This window comes from Cupriavidus alkaliphilus, assembly GCF_900094595.1.
GTDB lineage: Bacteria > Pseudomonadota > Gammaproteobacteria > Burkholderiales > Burkholderiaceae > Cupriavidus > Cupriavidus alkaliphilus.
Map to the genome: position 1 here is coordinate 661,415 of NZ_FMAD01000002.1, position 16,347 is coordinate 677,761.

General features: G+C 67.7%; 12 protein-coding genes, 1 tRNA gene and 1 pseudogene. 6 read left to right on the forward strand and 8 right to left on the reverse strand.

Going from position 1 to position 16,347, the window contains the following annotated elements:
- Positions 1-179: 179 nt before the first annotated feature.
- Positions 180-1,793 (forward strand): DUF342 domain-containing protein, encoded by a 1,614-nt coding sequence (locus GA0116996_RS06575; RefSeq protein WP_092308348.1) that lies wholly within the window; start codon positions 180-182, stop codon positions 1,791-1,793.
- Positions 1,794-2,053: 260 nt separating this feature from the next.
- Here the strand turns inward: GA0116996_RS06575 and GA0116996_RS06580 are convergent, their stop codons facing one another.
- Positions 2,054-3,211: a CapA family protein gene (locus GA0116996_RS06580; protein ID WP_092308426.1), complete on the reverse strand. Its 1,158-nt coding sequence runs from the start codon at positions 3,209-3,211 to the stop codon at positions 2,054-2,056.
- A 179-nt stretch (positions 3,212-3,390) separates the two neighbouring features.
- Between GA0116996_RS06580 and GA0116996_RS06585 the strand changes: the two genes are divergently transcribed.
- The 3 genes from GA0116996_RS06585 (at position 3,391) to GA0116996_RS06595 (ending at position 6,131) form a co-directional block, all read left to right on the forward strand.
- Complete coding sequence (locus tag GA0116996_RS06585; RefSeq protein WP_092308350.1) at positions 3,391-4,779, forward strand: FAD-binding oxidoreductase; 1,389 nt, start codon at positions 3,391-3,393, stop codon at positions 4,777-4,779.
- 115 nt (positions 4,780-4,894) lie between these two features.
- On the forward strand, positions 4,895-5,812 hold the full coding sequence (gene ppk2, locus GA0116996_RS06590) for a polyphosphate kinase 2 (protein WP_092308351.1): 918 nt from the start codon (positions 4,895-4,897) through the stop codon (positions 5,810-5,812).
- A 67-nt stretch (positions 5,813-5,879) separates the two neighbouring features.
- Positions 5,880-6,131: a hypothetical protein gene (locus GA0116996_RS06595; RefSeq protein WP_092308353.1), complete on the forward strand. Its 252-nt coding sequence runs from the start codon at positions 5,880-5,882 to the stop codon at positions 6,129-6,131.
- A gap of 39 nt (positions 6,132-6,170) precedes the next feature.
- Here the strand turns inward: GA0116996_RS06595 and GA0116996_RS06600 are convergent.
- From GA0116996_RS06600 to pepN, 3 genes are all read right to left on the reverse strand, one after another.
- A tRNA-Thr gene (locus GA0116996_RS06600) sits at positions 6,171-6,246 on the reverse strand.
- Positions 6,247-6,389: 143 nt separating this feature from the next.
- On the reverse strand, positions 6,390-7,406 hold the full coding sequence (locus tag GA0116996_RS06605) for a class 1 fructose-bisphosphatase (RefSeq protein WP_012352281.1): 1,017 nt from the start codon (positions 7,404-7,406) through the stop codon (positions 6,390-6,392).
- 99 nt (positions 7,407-7,505) lie between these two features.
- Positions 7,506-10,217, reverse strand: coding sequence for an aminopeptidase N (pepN, locus tag GA0116996_RS06610; protein ID WP_092308355.1), 2,712 nt, complete (start codon positions 10,215-10,217; stop codon positions 7,506-7,508).
- A gap of 272 nt (positions 10,218-10,489) precedes the next feature.
- On the opposite strand from pepN, the gene GA0116996_RS06615 reads away from it, so the two are divergent.
- Both GA0116996_RS06615 and GA0116996_RS06620 read left to right on the forward strand, forming a co-directional pair.
- The gene (locus tag GA0116996_RS06615; RefSeq protein WP_208601236.1) at positions 10,490-11,128 is read left to right on the forward strand and encodes a DUF4136 domain-containing protein; all 639 of its coding nucleotides are present in this window, start codon (positions 10,490-10,492) and stop codon (positions 11,126-11,128) included.
- Between the two features lie 336 nt (positions 11,129-11,464).
- The gene (locus tag GA0116996_RS06620) at positions 11,465-13,786 is read left to right on the forward strand and encodes an NADP-dependent malic enzyme (RefSeq protein WP_092308357.1); all 2,322 of its coding nucleotides are present in this window, start codon (positions 11,465-11,467) and stop codon (positions 13,784-13,786) included.
- Between the two features lie 104 nt (positions 13,787-13,890).
- Here the strand turns inward: GA0116996_RS06620 and GA0116996_RS06625 are convergent, their stop codons facing one another.
- The 4 genes and pseudogenes from GA0116996_RS06625 to GA0116996_RS06640 all read right to left on the reverse strand — a co-directional run.
- Positions 13,891-14,136 carry a hypothetical protein gene (locus GA0116996_RS06625; RefSeq protein WP_012352285.1) on the reverse strand — a complete coding sequence of 82 codons (246 nt, stop codon included), beginning with the start codon at positions 14,134-14,136 and terminating at the stop codon, positions 13,891-13,893.
- Between the two features lie 241 nt (positions 14,137-14,377).
- Positions 14,378-15,445, reverse strand: coding sequence for a porin (locus GA0116996_RS06630; RefSeq protein ID WP_092308359.1), 1,068 nt, complete (start codon positions 15,443-15,445; stop codon positions 14,378-14,380).
- Positions 15,446-15,625: 180 nt separating this feature from the next.
- On the reverse strand, positions 15,626-16,144 hold the full coding sequence (gene uraD, locus GA0116996_RS06635) for a 2-oxo-4-hydroxy-4-carboxy-5-ureidoimidazoline decarboxylase (RefSeq protein WP_092308361.1): 519 nt from the start codon (positions 16,142-16,144) through the stop codon (positions 15,626-15,628).
- Positions 16,141-16,347 (reverse strand): annotated as a pseudogene (locus tag GA0116996_RS06640) (allantoinase); the annotation flags it as partial. The pseudogene GA0116996_RS06640 and the gene uraD, both read right to left, overlap by 4 nt.

The following is a 16,347-nucleotide window of genomic DNA, read 5'->3' on the forward strand; positions in this document are numbered from 1 at the left end:
CTGCACAGGCGGCGGGGCGCGGCGCGCCCCGGAATGGCGACAGTTTACCGAAAAGTCGCCCGGTACCTGACACGGCAATGTTGTGCGCTAAAGTTCCCGGCGCGCCGGCCGTTGGTGATGTATCGATAACAAGCAGAGCGCCGGCAATCGCCGTCGCCGCCAGACGATTCAGGGGACGCATGATGCATGAATCGGGACTGAGCCTGGAGCTTGCCCAGCCGGGCGAACAGGTGCATGCACGCTACACGCCGCAGCCGGGCCGGCTGCCGCCGGACCCGGCTGCCCTGCAGCAGTGCCTGGAGGGGCTGGGCTGGTCCGGCGCGCGGCTGGATGCGCGTGCGGTGGGGCAGTTCCTGGCGCAATGCCAGCGGGCCGAGCATGAGATCGATGCCACCATCGGCGCGCTGATCGACGGCGCGTTCGAGCTCGACATCACCGCCGACGGCCTGGCCGTGCGGCTGACGCTGATGCCGCCGGAAGGCGGCCGGCCGGTGAGCGCGGACGAGATCCGCCGCGCCGTGGCGCAGCGCGGCGTGGTGGCGCCGATCCAGTCGCTCGCCCTGGACGCCGCACTGGCCGAAGGCGGCTGCGAATTGCGGACCATCGCCGCAGGCCTTGCGCCGCGGCAGGGCGAGCCGGCGCGCTTTATCAACCTGCTGGAGCCGCGCAAGCCGGCGCACAGCGACGACGATGCCGGCAAGGTCGACCTGCGCGAGCTGGGCAACCTGCTGCTGGTCAGCCCCGGCACGCCCCTGATGCGGCGCATTGCGGCGGTGCCGGGCCATGCCGGTGTCGATGTGTTCGGCAAGCCGATTGCCGCCGATGCGGTCGACGACCCGCCGTTTGCCGAGGGCCTGACCGGCGCGGCGGCGGATGCGGACGACCCTGGACTGCTGCGCGCGGTGATTGCCGGATCGCCGGTGGTCGGCGTCTACGGCATCTCCGTCAGTCCGGTGGTGCAGGTGGAGTCGGTGGACCTGCATTCCGGCAACGTGGCATTCGACGGCACGCTGCGCGTGTCGGGCGACATCCGCACCGGCATGTCGGTCAATGTCAGTGGCGACGTGGTGGTCGAAGGCACCATCGAAGCCGCCAGTGTCGAGGCCGGTGGCAACGTCATCGTCAAGGGCGGCATTATCGGCAAGTCCGAAAGTGCCCATGCCGAAGGCGGTATCAGCCGCGCCAGCGTGCGCTGCAAGGGCGCGGTGAAGGCGCGCTTCATCGAGAATGCGGTGGTCGAGGCCGGCACCGAAGTCACCGTCGACAGCGGCATCCGCCAGAGCGATGTCGCCGCGGGCCAGCGCATCGTGGTGGGTGGCACCGGCGTGCAGGGCAGCATCAGCGGCGGTCGCAGCCGCGCCTTGCTGGCGGTGCGCGCCGCGGTGCTGGGCGCGCCGGCCGGCACCGCCACCAGCATCCAGGTGGGCCTGAATCCCTTTGCCGACGCGCAGCGCGCCGCGCTCGAGGCTGAGCGCCGGCGCATGCTGGAGGAGCAGAACAAGGTCAGGCAGCTGGTGGACTTCTTTGCCAAGCACCCGGAGCGCGCCGTCGGCGACCTGCGCGAAAAGGCGCGCGCGACGCTGTTTAAGCTGTCGCGCGACCTGTTCGGGCTGGAGGCGCGCCTGACCGAACTGGGGCAGCAGATGCAGCCCGCCGCTGAAGCGGTCATCGACGCCCCGCGGCGCATCCATGGCGGGGTCACGCTGCAGGTGGGCAGCCGCGTGCTCAAAGTGATGGAAGACAAGCCCGGCGGCCAGATCCGGCTGCTCGATGACCGTATCACCGTCGGCTGAATCGCGCGCTTGCTCGATCCCGCTTTGATTCGAGGGGATTTGTACTATCCTGCAGATATGTCCTGGGGTGCCGCAGGATGGGCGACTGAGCTAGCGTTGGGCAATGAATGCAGAAGCGGATCAGCACTCTGTGGAAGCGTTACACCGAACCGACACACGTGGCACTTGAATGAACGGGAAGGCCAGCCATCGCGCTGGCCTTTCTGTTTTGGCGCCGGCCGTTTCGCAAGTACCGGAATCGTGGCAGGACGGGCATGCGCTCATGCCGCCCAAAGCCGCAACTCGTGCAGTCCGCTGCGCGCCACGCGTGTCCCAAGCGCGCGCCCCTGTGTTTCGAACATGGCTTGCAGCCATGCCATGTCGACTTCGCGCGCATACGCCAGCCGGAAGTGGCTGCGCCGCAAGGGCACCAGCCGCAGGTCCGCGCTGCCGCCGCCATCGAAGCCGACGAATGCCATCAGCGCCAGGTCCGGGCGGTAGGTATCGTATCCGCCGATGCCCTCGTAATCGTTGATGAAATCGCCGCAGCCGTACAGGATCGGCTTGCCGGCATGCAGCTCGATGCCCAGCGGGTGATGCGAGGAATGCCCGTGCACGATGTCGATGCCGGCGTGCTCGACCAGCGCGCGGGCGAAGGCGCGTTGCGCGGGATCGATGTGGTAGCCCCAGTTCGGGCCCCAGTGGATCGACAGCACCATGACGTCGCCGGGGCGCCGCAGTTGCCGGGCCTGCGCGGCAATGCGCTGCTGCGAGGCCGCGGACCAGTCGTCCAGCAGGTTCACGCCCGAGTGCCCCGCGGTGGCGCGCCACGCCGCCGGCGTGCCGGCATTCGGCATGGCGAAGGCCATTACCACCACGCGACCACCGCCCGGCCGCGCCAGCACCGCGGCGCGTGCGGCGCTGGCCTCGTCGGGGCCGGCGCCGGCGTGGGCGATCTGCGCGCCGTCCAGCGCGTCCAGCGTATCGGCCAGGCCCGCGCGGCCCCAGTCCAGTACATGGTTGTTGGCGAGCATCGCGCAGTCGATGCCGGCGGCCTGCAGGCAATCGACGTTGCGCGGATGCATGCGGTAGTGCACGGCCTTGCCGGGCCAGGCATCGTCGCTGGTGGTGATGGCGGTTTCCAGGTTGACGATGCAGGGCCGCGCGGCGCGGCTTGCCAGTTCCGCCAGCGCATCGCCCCACGGATAGTCCGGCCCGGCGGGGCGCGCGATCGGGCCGGCCCTGCGTTCCGCCAGGCGCACGTAGTCGAGCGCGGAATGCACATACGATTCATGCAGCAGCGGCTGGCTGGGATGCGCCAGTATCTGGTCGATGCCGCGACCGGTCATCACATCGCCGCACAGGAACAGGGGAGGTTGGCTGGCAGGGTCCATTGTGCAGGCGCACGGCGCGCGGGCACCGTGCCGCCGTGCCTTCATGATAGGCCGCGCGGCCATGGCAGGATTTGGCCCACCCGCGGAATGCGCCGCGCGCGGCGCGCATTTACATTCCCGCGGTGCCTGCCTTAAATGATGAAGTCATCGGTCCTCGTGGCCATTTTTTTGCTCCTGACGCCGCGTGTCGTCCGATGTTTCCAACCAGCATCGGGAGGCAGATCATGGCCCAGCCATCGCAAGAACACATTGAGGCACTCAAGGCGCAGCTGCGCGGACGCTTGCTGCGCCCGGAGGACAGCGGCTATGACGATGCGCGCAGGATCTGGAACGCAATGATCGATCGCCACCCGCAGTGGATCGTGCAGGCCGCGGGTGCTGCCGACGTGGTGGCGGCGGTGAACTTCGCGCGCGAGCATGGCGTGCTGCTGGCGGTACGCGGCGGCGGCCACAACATCGGCGGGCTGGCGATCTGCGAGGGCGGCATGGTGCTGGACCTGTCGCAGATGCGCTCGGTGCGCGTCGATCCCCACGCGCAACGCGCGTGGGTGGAGCCGGGCGCCACGCTGCGCGATTTCGACCATGAAGCGCAGGCGCAGGGCCTGGCCACGCCGCTCGGCATCAACTCCACCACCGGTGTCGCCGGGCTGACGCTGGGCGGCGGTTTCGGCTGGCTCAGCCGCAAGTTCGGCACCACGGTCGACAACCTGGTGTCGGCGCAGGTCGTTACCGCCGATGGCAGGCTGGTGCGCGCCAGCAGCGACGAGAACGCCGACCTGTTCTGGGCGTTGCGCGGCGGCGGCGGCAACTTCGGCGTGGTGACGATGTTCGAGTTCCGGCTGCATCCGGTCGGGCCGCAGGTCTATGGCGGACTGATCGTCTATCCGCTGGAGCAGGCCGCCAGCGTGCTGCCCGCCTATCGCGAACTGTATGAATCGATGCCCGACGAGCTGACCGTGTGGGTGGTGCTGCGCCAGGCGCCGCCGCTGCCGTTCCTGCCGCCCGAGGTGCACGGCAAGCCGGTGGCGGCGCTGGCGATCTGCTATATCGGTCCGCCGGAGCAGGGGCCGCAACTGGTCGAGCCGCTGCGCCGGCTCGGCACCCCGTATGGCGAGCACCTGGGGCCGATGCCGCTCACCGCGTGGCAGCAGGCCTTCGATCCGCTGCTGACGCCGGGTGCGCGCAACTACTGGAAGTCGCATAACTTCGCGGGCCTCGACGACGGGCTGATCGCGATGCTGATCGAGCAGATCGGCAAGCTGCCGTCGCCGCAATGCGAAGTCTTTATCGGCGCGATGGGCGGGCAGACCAACCGCGTCGCGCCCGACGCCACCGCCTACGCCAACCGCGACGCCAAGTTCATCATGAACCTGCACGGGCGCTGGGACAGCCCCGCGGACGACGACCGGTGCATCGGCTGGGCGCGCGAGGTGTTCCGTGCGGCGGCGCCGTTCGCACTGGGCAGCGTCTATGTCAACTTCCTCACGCAGGAGGAGGCCGACCGCGTCGGCGCTGCCTATGGGCCGAACTACGACCGGCTGGTGGAAGTGAAGCGGCGCTACGATCCCGACAACCTGTTCCGCCATAACCACAACATCAATCCCGCGGGCTGAACGGCGTATCGCGTGGCGGGGCGGGGCAGGGCGACCTGCTCCGCCTTCACGCGGCTGCAATACGGCCATGCCAGCATCGCCGCGACCGCGTTGTATCCACAGGGAGAGCAAGCAGATGAGACCGGGTGAAGCAGAGCTGGTGCGGCGCATCCACAACGAGGTGGCCGACTACTACGACGAAGAGATCGAACTGGAACTGGACGACCGCGAGGCCAGCGAGGCCTTCGGCGATCCTGTGCACCTGGACGACCAGGCAGAGCAGGACAGCCGCCGGAAATACTTCCGCGAGCTGTTCCGGCTGCAGGGCGAACTGGTGCGGCTGCAGAGCTGGGTCGCCGCTACCGGGCACAAGGTCGTGATCCTGTTCGAGGGGCGCGACGCCGCCGGCAAGGGCGGCGTGATCAAGCGCATCACCCAGCGGCTGAACCCGCGCGTCTGCCGCGTTGCCGCGCTGCCCGCGCCCAACGACCGCGAACGCACCCAGTGGTACTTCCAGCGCTACGTCGCGCACCTGCCCGCCGCCGGCGAGATCGTGCTGTTCGACCGCAGCTGGTATAACCGCGCCGGCGTCGAGCGCGTGATGGGCTTCTGCACCGACGACCAGTACGAAGAGTTCTTCCGCTCGGTGCCCGAGTTCGAAAAGATGCTGGTGCGTTCCGGCATCCAGGTGATCAAGTACTGGTTCTCGATCACGCACGACGAACAGCGCCTGCGCTTCCTCAGCCGCATCCATGATCCGCTCAAGCAGTGGAAGCTCAGCCCGATGGACCTGGAATCGCAGCGCCGCTGGGAAGACTACACTCGCGCCAAGGAGATCATGCTCGAGCGCACCCACATCGCCGAGGCGCCGTGGTGGGTGGTGCAGGCCGACGACAAGAAGCGCGCGCGCCTGAACTGCATCCATCACTTGCTGAGCCTGGTGCCATATGCCGAAGTGGAAGCCCCCACCGTCGTGCTGCCCGGCCGCGAGCGCCACGAGGACTACGTGCGCCAGCCGGTGCCGAGGGAGATGATCGTGCCGGAGGTGTACTGAGCGATGCCCGGCGCCTAGGGTATCCACGGGGTGCGCCATCGGCCCCATGCTGTAGCGGCTACCTATAATGAAAACGGCCACCCCGACATCCGCGGCGGCCGTGATCGTGGAACTGCTAGCTTTCTGGGCGGCCATGCTTGCCGCCTATCTCCTGATGAAGCGTGCCGGCTGCTTCAGCCAGCCGGTGCTCTATCCCGATCTGGATCACCCCTTCCGCTACTGGTGGGCACAACGGCTGGGGCGCCAGCCGGTGCCATTGCCGCTGCCTTCGCCGCCTTCTTCTCCAGAACGCGCGCAACAAAAAACCCGGAGAGCGTGACGCTGTCCGGGTTTGCGCGGGCTGGGCCCTGAATTCTGGTGGTGCCGAAGAGAGGAATCGAACCCCCGACCTTCTCATTACGAATGAGCTGCTCTACCGACTGAGCTACTTCGGCAACATGTTCCGGCGATCTGGAACAGCCCGCAATAGTAGCAGCGTTTTCCGGCCTTGTGAAGCCCTTTGTGTCGCCGGTGCCACCGGCGCCGGCATGGAAAAACGGGGCGCAGTGCGCCCCGTTTCAAGCGAGTCGGGCCGGGATCAGGCCTTGGCTTGCGCTTCCTGGTGGTAGCGCGTGACGCGCTCCACCTCGTTCTTCGAGCCCAGGATCACCGAGACGCGCTGGTGCAGCTTTTCCGGCTGCACGTCGAGGATGCGCTGTTCGCCGTTGGTGGCGGCGCCGCCGGCCTGCTCGACCAGCATCGCCATCGGGTTGGCTTCGTACATCAGGCGCAGCTTGCCGGGCTTTTCCGGCTCGCGCTTGTCCCACGGGTACATGAAGATGCCGCCGCGGGTCAGGATGCGGTGCACGTCGGCGACCATCGAGGCCACCCAGCGCATGTTGAAGTTCTTGCCGCGCGGGCCTTCGTCGCCGGCCAGGCACTCGTCGATGTACTTGCGCACCGGCGGGGCCCAGTGGCGCATGTTCGACATGTTGATGGCGAATTCCTTGGTGTCTTCGGGAATCGTGACGTTGGACTGGGTCAGCACGAAGCTGCCGGCCTCGCGGTCCAGCGTGAACATGTGCACGCCGTTGCCGACCGTCAGCACCAGCGTGGTCTGCGGGCCGTACACGGCGTAGCCGGCGGCGACCTGGTGCGTGCCGGGCTGCAGGAAGTCGGCCTCGGTCACGGTCTGGCCGGGCTTGGGCATGTGCAGCACCGAGAAGATGGTGCCGATCGAGACGTTGACGTCGATGTTCGACGAGCCGTCGAGCGGGTCGAACATCAGCAGGTATTCGCCCTTCGGGTAGCGGTTGGGAATCTCGTAGAACGATTCCATTTCTTCCGACGCCATCGCGGCGAGGTGGCCGCCCCATTCGTTGGCGTCGAGCAGCACTTCGTTGGCGATCACGTCCAGCTTCTGCTGGGTTTCGCCCTGGACGTTGCCGGTGCCGGCCGAGCCCAGCACGCCGGCGAGGGCGCCCTTGCTGACGGCGTTGGAAATGGCCTTGCAGGCACGCGCGACCACTTCGATCAGCAGCCGGAGTTCGGGCTGGATGGTGTTGTGCTTGCGCTGTTCCTCGACCAGGTAGCGGGTCAGGCTGATGCGAGTCATGGTTGGTTCTCCTTGGATGGCCGCAATTCTACATGCCCGGCCGCGCGCGGCCGGGCATCGGGGGCGTGGGCCGGGCTGCCGGTCCCGTCGCCGGCACGCTCAGCCAGCCAGCGCCTTGCCGACGATCTCGCGCACGTCGCGCGACAGCGTGCTGCACGCGGCGACACGCTCCAGCTCGGCGCGCATGCGGTCGCGCAACGCCAGTTCGTACTTCTGCCAGCGGTCCATCACCCGCGCCAGGCGCGCCGCCACCTGCGGGTTGATGGCGTCCAGCGCCAGCACCTGGTCGGCCCAGAAGCGGTAGCCCGAGCCGTCCTCGGCGTGGAACTGCGCCGGGTTGCCGGAGCAGAAGCTGAAGATCAGCGAGCGCGCGCGGTTGGGGTTGCGCAGGTTGAAGGCGGGATGCTCCATCAGCGCGCGCACGGTGTCGATGGTGCGCTTGCCGGCGTGCGGGCCGCCGGGCTGCGGCCCGACGCTGCCGCGCTGCATGCCTTGCAGCGAGAACCACTTGTCGATCACCAGCGCATCGTCTTCAAAGCGTTGGTAGAAGTCCGCCAGCGCATGCTCGCGGCCGGGCGCGAAGCTGTTGACCAGTGCCGACAGCGCGGCGAAGCGGTCGGTCATGTTGTCGGCCTGCTGGTATTGCTGGTCGGCCAGCGCCTGCATCGCGGGGTCGCCGCTGTCGGCCAGGTAGCCGAGCGCGAGGTTGCGCAGCGCGCGCTTCGCCGCCGAGGCGGCATCGGGCGAATACGCGCCCGGCGTCGCATTGGCTTCGTAGGCGGCCAGCCAGTCCGCCTGCAGCGCGCGCGCCAGGCCTTCGCGCATGAACTGGCGGGCGCGGTGGATGGCGGCGGGATCGGCCACGCCCATGCGCTCGGCCAGGTAGGCTTCGGCCGGCAGCACCAGGGCCTGCTCGCGGAAGGCGGGGTTGAGCGTATCGTCGGTCAGCACCGCGCGCATGGCGCGCACCAGCGCGGGGTCGAGGCTGAGCTCGCGCCCGGCCTGCACGTCGGCCACCAGTTGCAGCAGTGCGCGCGTGGCCAGGCGCTGGCCGGCTTCCCAGCGGTTGAAGGCGTCGCTGTCGTGCGACAGCTGGAAGGTCAGCTGCGCGTCGGTGTACTCGGCATCGACGATCACCGGCGCGGAGAAATTGCGCAGCAGCGAAGGCAGCGGGGCCTGCGCACCGCGCGGCAGGTTGATGAAGCGGAAGCTTTGCTCGGCCTGCGTGAAGTCGAGCACGCGCGTGGTGCCGGCGGGCGCACTTTCGCCTTCAAGCTGCAGCGGCAGGTCGTTGCCGTCGGCGCCCAGCAGGCCGAGCGCGAACGGGATATGGAAGGGCTGCTTGTCGGGCGTGCCGGCGCGGGTCTCGATGCCGACCTTGGGGCAGCGTTGTGTCAGCGTCAGCGTCAGGCTGCCGTCGTCGCCGTTCCACGCGGTGCGCGCGGTCACCACCGGCGTGCCGGCCTGGCTGTACCAGAGGCCGAACTGGCTCAGGTCGCGGCCGTTGGCATCGGCCATGGCGGCGCGGAAGTCGTCGCAGGTCACGGCCTGGCCGTCGTGGCGCTGGAAGTACAGGTCCATGCCCTTGCGGAAGCCCTCGCGGCCTAGCAGGGTCTGGTACATGCGCACCACCTCGGCGCCTTTCTCGTACACCGTGACGGTGTAGAAGTTGTTGATCTCTTCGTAGCTGTCGGGGCGCACCGGATGCGCCATCGGGCCGGCGTCCTCGGGGAACTGCACCTGGCGCAGCACGCGCACGTCCTCGATGCGCTTGACCGCGCGGCCCGATTCCGAGCCCATCATGTCGGCCGAGAACTCCTGGTCGCGGAACACCGTCAGGCCTTCCTTCAGCGACAGCTGGAACCAGTCGCGGCAGGTCACGCGGTTGCCGGTCCAGTTGTGGAAGTACTCGTGGCCGACTACCGCCTCGATATTGGCGAAGTCGGTGTCGGTGGCGGTTTCCGCATTGGCCAGCACGTACTTGGTGTTGAAGATGTTCAGGCCCTTGTTCTCCATCGCGCCCATGTTGAAGTCGCCCACGGCGACGATCATGAAGCGGTCGAGATCGAGCTCCAGGCCGAAGCGCTGCTCGTCCCAGCGGATCGAATGGACCAGCGAATCCATCGCGTGGCGGGTCTTGCCGAGGTCGCGCGCCTCGACCCACACCTGCAGCAGCTTGTCCTTGCCGGACGCGGACCGGATCCGTTCCTCGATGCATTCCAGCTTGCCCGCGACCAGCGCGAACAGGTAGGACGGCTTGGGGAACGGGTCTTCCCACACGGCTTCGTGGCGGCCATCGGGCAGTTCGCGCTGGCTCACCAGGTTGCCGTTGGACAGCAGCACCGGATAGGCGGCGCGGTCGGCGCGCAGCGTGACGCGGTAGGTCGCCATCACGTCGGGGCGGTCGAGGAAATAGGTGATGCGGCGAAAGCCCTCGGCCTCGCACTGGGTGAAGAAGTTGCCGTTGGACACATAGAGGCCCGACAGCGTGGTGTTGGCCGCGGGCTGGCACGCGGTGGTGATTTCCAGCGTGCCCTGCGCCGGCAGGCCCGGCAGCGTCAGCGTGCCGCCGTCCTGGGTGGCGTTGGCCACCGGCTTGCCGTCCAGGCTGACGCCGATCAGTTCGAGTTCTTCACCGGCCAGCACCAGCGGCGCGTCGGGGGCGCCGGCCGTGCGCGCGAAGCGCAGCGTGCTGGTGACCACGGTGCGTTGGGGATCGAGCTCCAGCACCAGCGCGGCGTGGTCGATGGCGAACGGCGGCGGGGTATAGTCCTTGCGATAGACGGTAACGGGCGTGTCGGTGCGCAGCATGGGGGATCCTGTCTTCGGAAGACCGTTAGGAAAAGGGGGCGGCCAGGCGCGTGCAAGCAAGGCATGGCGCTGAAGTCCTCATTGTAGCCAAGGGGTGGGGGTGCGGTCTGACGGGCGCCGCACCAAGCCGCCGCGGGAATTCCGCGCCGCCGGCGTGGTCTCAGAGACACGCAGGGTTTCAGTGGACAGACGAGCGAGGTAGCACTATGTGGCAGCGCGCAGGCGGTGTCGGCAATGACGGGGCAGCGGGCCGGTGGCCGGGGCTGCGCAGGATGTGGGGCGCGCTGGCGCTGCTGGCGGCGCTGCTGCTGACGGGGTGCGCCAGCACCGTGACCACCGATGTCACGGCGTTCCGCCAGCCCGGCTGGCAAAACGACGCGCCGCGCACCTACAGCTTCGAGCGCAGCGCCGAGCAGGCGGCCCAGCTCGACCGGCAGACTTATGAGCAGTGGCTGGCGGCGACGCTGGCGGGCGTCGGCTTCGAGCAGGTGCCGGCCCGGCAGGCACGCTATCTGGTCAGCATGGACTATGACTCCGCGCCGGGGCTGGTGCGCGTGGCCGAGACGGTCTATCCGGACCCGTGGTACGGCCCCTGGGGACCTCCTTACTGGGGCCCTGGCTACTACCGGCCGTGGGGCCCCTGGGGGCCATGGGGCCCGTGGGGTCCGGGCTACTGGCCGCCGCAGACGGTGGTGCGCGACGTGCCGGTGACGTTCTCCAGCCTGCGGGTGTATTTCAAGGAAGCGGCCAGCGGCAAGCGGGTCTACCAGGTCACCGCGCAGAACCAGGCCGAGAGCGGCAGCCTGCCGGCGATGATGCCGTACCTGATCCGCAGCGCCTTCACTGACTTCCCGTCCGACAGCGGCCGTCCGCGCCGGGTGACGCTGGAGGTGGAAAAGAACGCCAGGTAGGGCGGCCGCAACCAGCCACCACCGCCGACCCGGGCCCGGCAGCCCGATGCGTGCGGATGCATGCAGGAGCATGCTTCTGCACCGCCATTGCATACCCAATGGTAAAAGCTGTTTAACGGCCGGAATCCGCGCAAAATCCGGCCTGCAGGCGTGCCGCGGTGGTACTTTGCGCGGGCGCGTGGGCTAGAATAGCTGCTCGATTTTTCCGGCCTGGCTGCCGGAGTCGTCAGTTTCGCTGCCAGAGCTTGTCCTTCGCTGCCGGCTTGTCGCATGAGCCGGGTCGAACCATGGCGGGAGAGGGGCGCTTCCGGTCCGGGCCATTTTCCGGACGAGCCAATGAGCAGCAAGAACGGCGGTGATGCACCGCAACATGCCCCGAACAGTCCTGAAGCGCAGCTGCGCCTCGCCGCGCTGGAATACCACCGCAGCCCGACCAAGGGCAAGATCCAGGTCACCGCGACCAAGGCGCTGTCCAACCAGCGCGACCTGTCGCTGGCCTATTCGCCGGGCGTAGCCTACGCCTGCGAGGAAATCGCCAAGGATCCCGCCACCGCCGCCGAGTACACCTCGCGCGCCAACCTGGTGGCCGTGGTCACCAACGGCACCGCGGTGCTGGGCCTGGGCGACATCGGCCCGCTGGCCGGCAAGCCGGTGATGGAGGGCAAGGGCTGCCTGTTCAAGAAGTTCGCCGGCATCGACGTGTTCGACATCGAGCTCGACGCGCGCGACCCGGACAAGATCGTCGAGATCGTCGCCGCGCTGGAACCCACGCTGGGCGGCGTCAATCTTGAAGACATCAAGGCGCCCGAGTGCTTCTACATCGAGCAGAAGCTGCGCGAGCGCATGAACATTCCCGTGTTCCACGACGATCAGCACGGCACCGCGATCATCTCGGCGGCAGCGCTGCTGAACGGCCTGAAGGTGGTCGGCAAGGACATCGGCAAGGTGAAGATGGCCGTGTCGGGCGCCGGCGCTGCCGCGATCGCCTGCCTCGACACCATGGTCAGCCTGGGCGTGAAGCGCGAGAACATCTCGGTGGTCGATTCCAAGGGCGTGATCTATGTGGGCCGCGACGCCAACATGGAAGCCAACAAGGCCCGCTACGCGCAGGACACCTCGGCGCGCACGCTGGCCGACATCGTCAACGGCGCCGACGTCTTCCTGGGCTGCTCCACCGCCGGCGTGCTGACCGCCGAGATGGTCAAGACCATGGCCGAGCGGCCCATCATCCTGGCGCTGGCCAACCCCGAGCCCGAGATCCGCCCGGAAGTGGCCAAGGCCGCGCGCCCGGACTGCATCATCGCCACCGGCCGTTCGGATTACCCGAACCAGGTCAACAACGTGCTGTGCTTCCCGTACATCTTCCGCGGCGCGCTCGATTGCGGCGCGACCAAGATCACGGAAGCGATGAAGCTCGCCTGCGTCAAGGCCATCGCCGAGCTGGCCGAGGCCGAGCTGAACGACGCCGTGGCCGCCGCCTACGGTGGCCGCGAGCTGAAGTTCGGCCCCGACTACATCATCCCGACGCCGTTCGACCAGCGCCTGATCGAGAAGATCGCCCCGGCGGTGGCCAAGGCCGCCGAAGAGTCCGGCGTGGCCACGCGCCCGATCCAGGACCTGGAGGCGTATCGCCAGCAGCTGTCGACCTACGTCTACCACACCGGCCTGATCATGAAGCCGGTGTTTTCGGCCGCCAAGGCCGCGCCCAAGCGCGTGGCCTATGCCGAGGGCGAGGAAGAGCGCGTGCTGCGCGCGGTGCAGTCGGTGGTCGACGAAGGCCTGGCGCGTCCGATCCTGATCGGCCGTCCGCACGTGATCCAGATGCGCATCGACAAGGCCGGCCTGCGCCTGAAGCCGGGCGTGGACTTCGAGCTGATCAACCCCGAGGACGATCCGCGCTACCGCGCCTACCACGAGGCCTACCACGCGCTGCGCGGCCGCGACGGCGTGACCCCGGACATGGCCAAGGTGGCGCTGCGCCGCTCCAACACGCTGATCGGCACCATGCTGATGCACATGGGCGACGCCGACGCGCTGCTGTGCGGCACCGTGGGCCGCTTCGAGGCCCACCTCGAGCACGTGCGCGACGTGATTGGCCTGGCGCCGGGCGCGCATGTGTTCGCCGCGATGAACGCGCTGATGCTGGAGAAGTACACGCTGTTCATCACCGACACCTTCGTCAACGACGACCCCAGCGCGGAACAGCTCGCGGCCATCGCACAGCTGGCCGCGGAAGAAATCGCGCGCTTCGGCCTGCAGCCGAAGGTGGCGCTGATGTCGCACTCGATGTTCGGCTCGTCGACGCGCCCGTCGGCGCGCAAGATGCGCGAGGCCGCGCAGATCCTCGCGCGCGAGGCCCCGCACCTGGAAGTCGAAGGCGAGATGCAGGGCGATGCCGCGCTGGTCGAGGACGTGCGCCGCCACTTCCTGCCGTCGACCAAGCTGGCCGGCAGCGCCAACCTGCTGGTGATGCCGACGCTGGATGCCGCCAACATTGCCTTCAACCTGCTCAAGATCACGGGCGGCCAGGGCGTGACGGTCGGCCCGATCCTGCTGGGCGCGGCCAAGCCTGTGCACATCCTGAACCCGCAGGCCACCACGCGCCGGATCGTCAATATGACGGCCGTCGCCGTGGCCGAGTGCAACGCGGTGCGCTGAGCCACCGCGAAGCCTTCGCCATGTAAAAGGCCGGGTCAATGACCCGGCCTTTTTGTTTGTTGCCCCGCCGCATTCGCGCGGCCAGGGGGCGGTTGGGTTGGTGCTTATTGCAGCACGTTGTACTGCTCGCGCATGACCACGATAATTGATTTTGCCGCGGCGAGCTGGTGGCCCAGGTTGTCGACGGACTCCTGCGGGAAATCGACCTCGGCGCTCCAGTTGCATCCGGTATGGTCAGGCTGGTGCATTCGCACCGCGTGCAGTTCGCATTCTCCGCACTCGGGGTTGTTGTCGAGGCACTGGTTCAGGATGGCCATGAGTTCAGACCGGGTCTTCGCGTATCGCCGCATGTGTCACCTCGCTGTCATGGGTTTTTGAGGCCTGGAACACCAATCTAGGAAGCGCGCCGAAGGCCTTCCAATTGAATCCGCCTATGGGGCGGCTGTTTCTCATCCGGCCCGGGACCGCGCGTGATGTGGCGCAGCGCAGCATTGCGGCGGGGCGCGGGTGGCGCGCGCTGCGCCTCGCCGCCTAATGAAAAAGCCCGCCGGAAAGGCGGGCTTCAGTGCTGCCGGTGACGCGTTCAGCGCATCAGAATTTGTGGCGCACGCCCACGCCGAAGGTATCGCCGTGCTCGATGCCGGTGATCTTGTCGTAGTAGTAGGCGGCGTACACGTCGGTGCGCTTGGACAGGTTGTAGTCGTAGGCGACGGCAAAGGTATTGCGCTTGAAGTCGCCCAGCGAGTTGTCGACCTTGCCGTAGGCGTAGGACGCCAGCAGGTTGCCGGCGCCGATCGGCACCGAGGCGCCGAACTGGCCGTCGATGTGCTTGATGTCGCCCGACGGCGCGGTGGTGGCGCGGGTCTTGATGTACTGGCCCTGCGCGAACAGCTTGACCACCTTGAAGTCATAGGACAGGCCGATCTGCGCGGCGTCCTGGCGCGACAGGCCGATGTCGGACATGTCGGTCGGTACGCTGTTGAAGCGCACCTGCTGGTAGGCCACGGTCGCGGCGAACGGACCGTTGAAGTACAGGACGTTGCCGCCGAACTTCTGCTTGCCGGCGGCGCCCGGCTGCTCGCCGAAGCCGTAGATGAAGTTGGCGGTCAGGCCGCCGAAGGTCGGCGTGCTGTACACCACGGAGTTGTTCCAGCCCGAATCGCCGATGATGCCGGGATCGGCGACGGCGCCGCTGACCGCGCCGAAGTAGGTGTGGAAGATGGTCGGCGAGAACACGTACGAGTCGACCAGCGGGTTGAACAGGATGGTCGAAATGAAGTACGGCGTGGTGTTGCGGCCCAGCTTGATGGTGCCGGCCTTGTCGTTCTGCAGCCCGACATAGGCGTTGCGGCTGAACATCGAGTCGCCTTCGAAGCGGCCGCTGCGACCGGCGTCCGTGCGGAAGAACCCGTTCAGGTCGAAGATGGCCTTGGTGCCGCCGCCCAGGTCTTCGGTGCCCTTGATGCCCCAGTAAGACGTCTGCATGCCGCCAGAATTGGCCACCCAGGCGCGCTCGCCCGAGCCGGGGCTCTTCACGCCGCCGACGAACATGTCAGCCTGGCCGTACAGCGTGACGCTGGACTGGGCCATGGCCGCGCCGGTAAAAAGGGTAGCCGCTACCGCCGCCAGCTTGAGCGCCGGCTTGTACTGCTTCTGCATTGTTAGACCTCCGTGGTTTTGATCCTGCTTGGAACGTTGTGTACTGGGTCCCTGACGGGTTCTTATCATGTCTTTGTGCTTTTATTCGTGCCGCCTGGCCGGGCTCGGTGTGGTGTTGCATGGGAGGCCGGCGGCATCGGGGTACAGCGTTTTTTTGTTATACAGGTGACGCTTTTTTGCTCAGGCGGATACTAAGTCGTCAAGACGGAACTGTGCAATGCGATGGATCTGGTTGATGCAAGTTTGCAACTCTTGCTGCGGCGTGTTTTCAATGCGGCGCGCGAACTCGGCGATGATGCCGTGGCGGTCGTAGCCGCGCACCGCCAGGATGAACGGGAAGCCGAACTTCTGGTTGTACGCCGCGTTAAGCGACTGCAGGCGGTCGAATTCCTCGGGCGTGCACTGGTTCAGGCCGGCGCCGCTTTGCTCGCGCGTCGACTCGGCGGTCAGCTCGCCGCGCACGGCGGCCTTGCCGGCCAGCTCCGGGTGGGCGCGCACCAGCTTCAGCTGGGCCGCTTCGCCGGCTTCATCCACAGCCTGGCGCAGCGCCTGCGCCAGCGCGGCGCCATCGGCGAAGGGCCGTTGCGCGGCGGCGGTCTCGGCAAACCACGGCGAATGTTCGTAGATGCCGCCCAGCACCTGCACGAATTCCGCGACCGGCATGGTGTTGAGTTGGGCAATGGTGTAGGTCTGGCTCATGCTTGATTCCGGGGAGTGTAGGGGTGGGTGGCGGCCCAGTGCCGGGCGATATCGACACGGCGGCAGATCCACACCTTGTCGTGCCCCTGCACGTAGTCGAGGAAGCGCTGCAGCGCGCGGAAGCGGCCCGGGCGGCCGAGCAGGCGGCAGTGCATGCCGATCGACAGCATCTTGGGGCTGTCCTGGCCGCTCGGGTCGCCTTC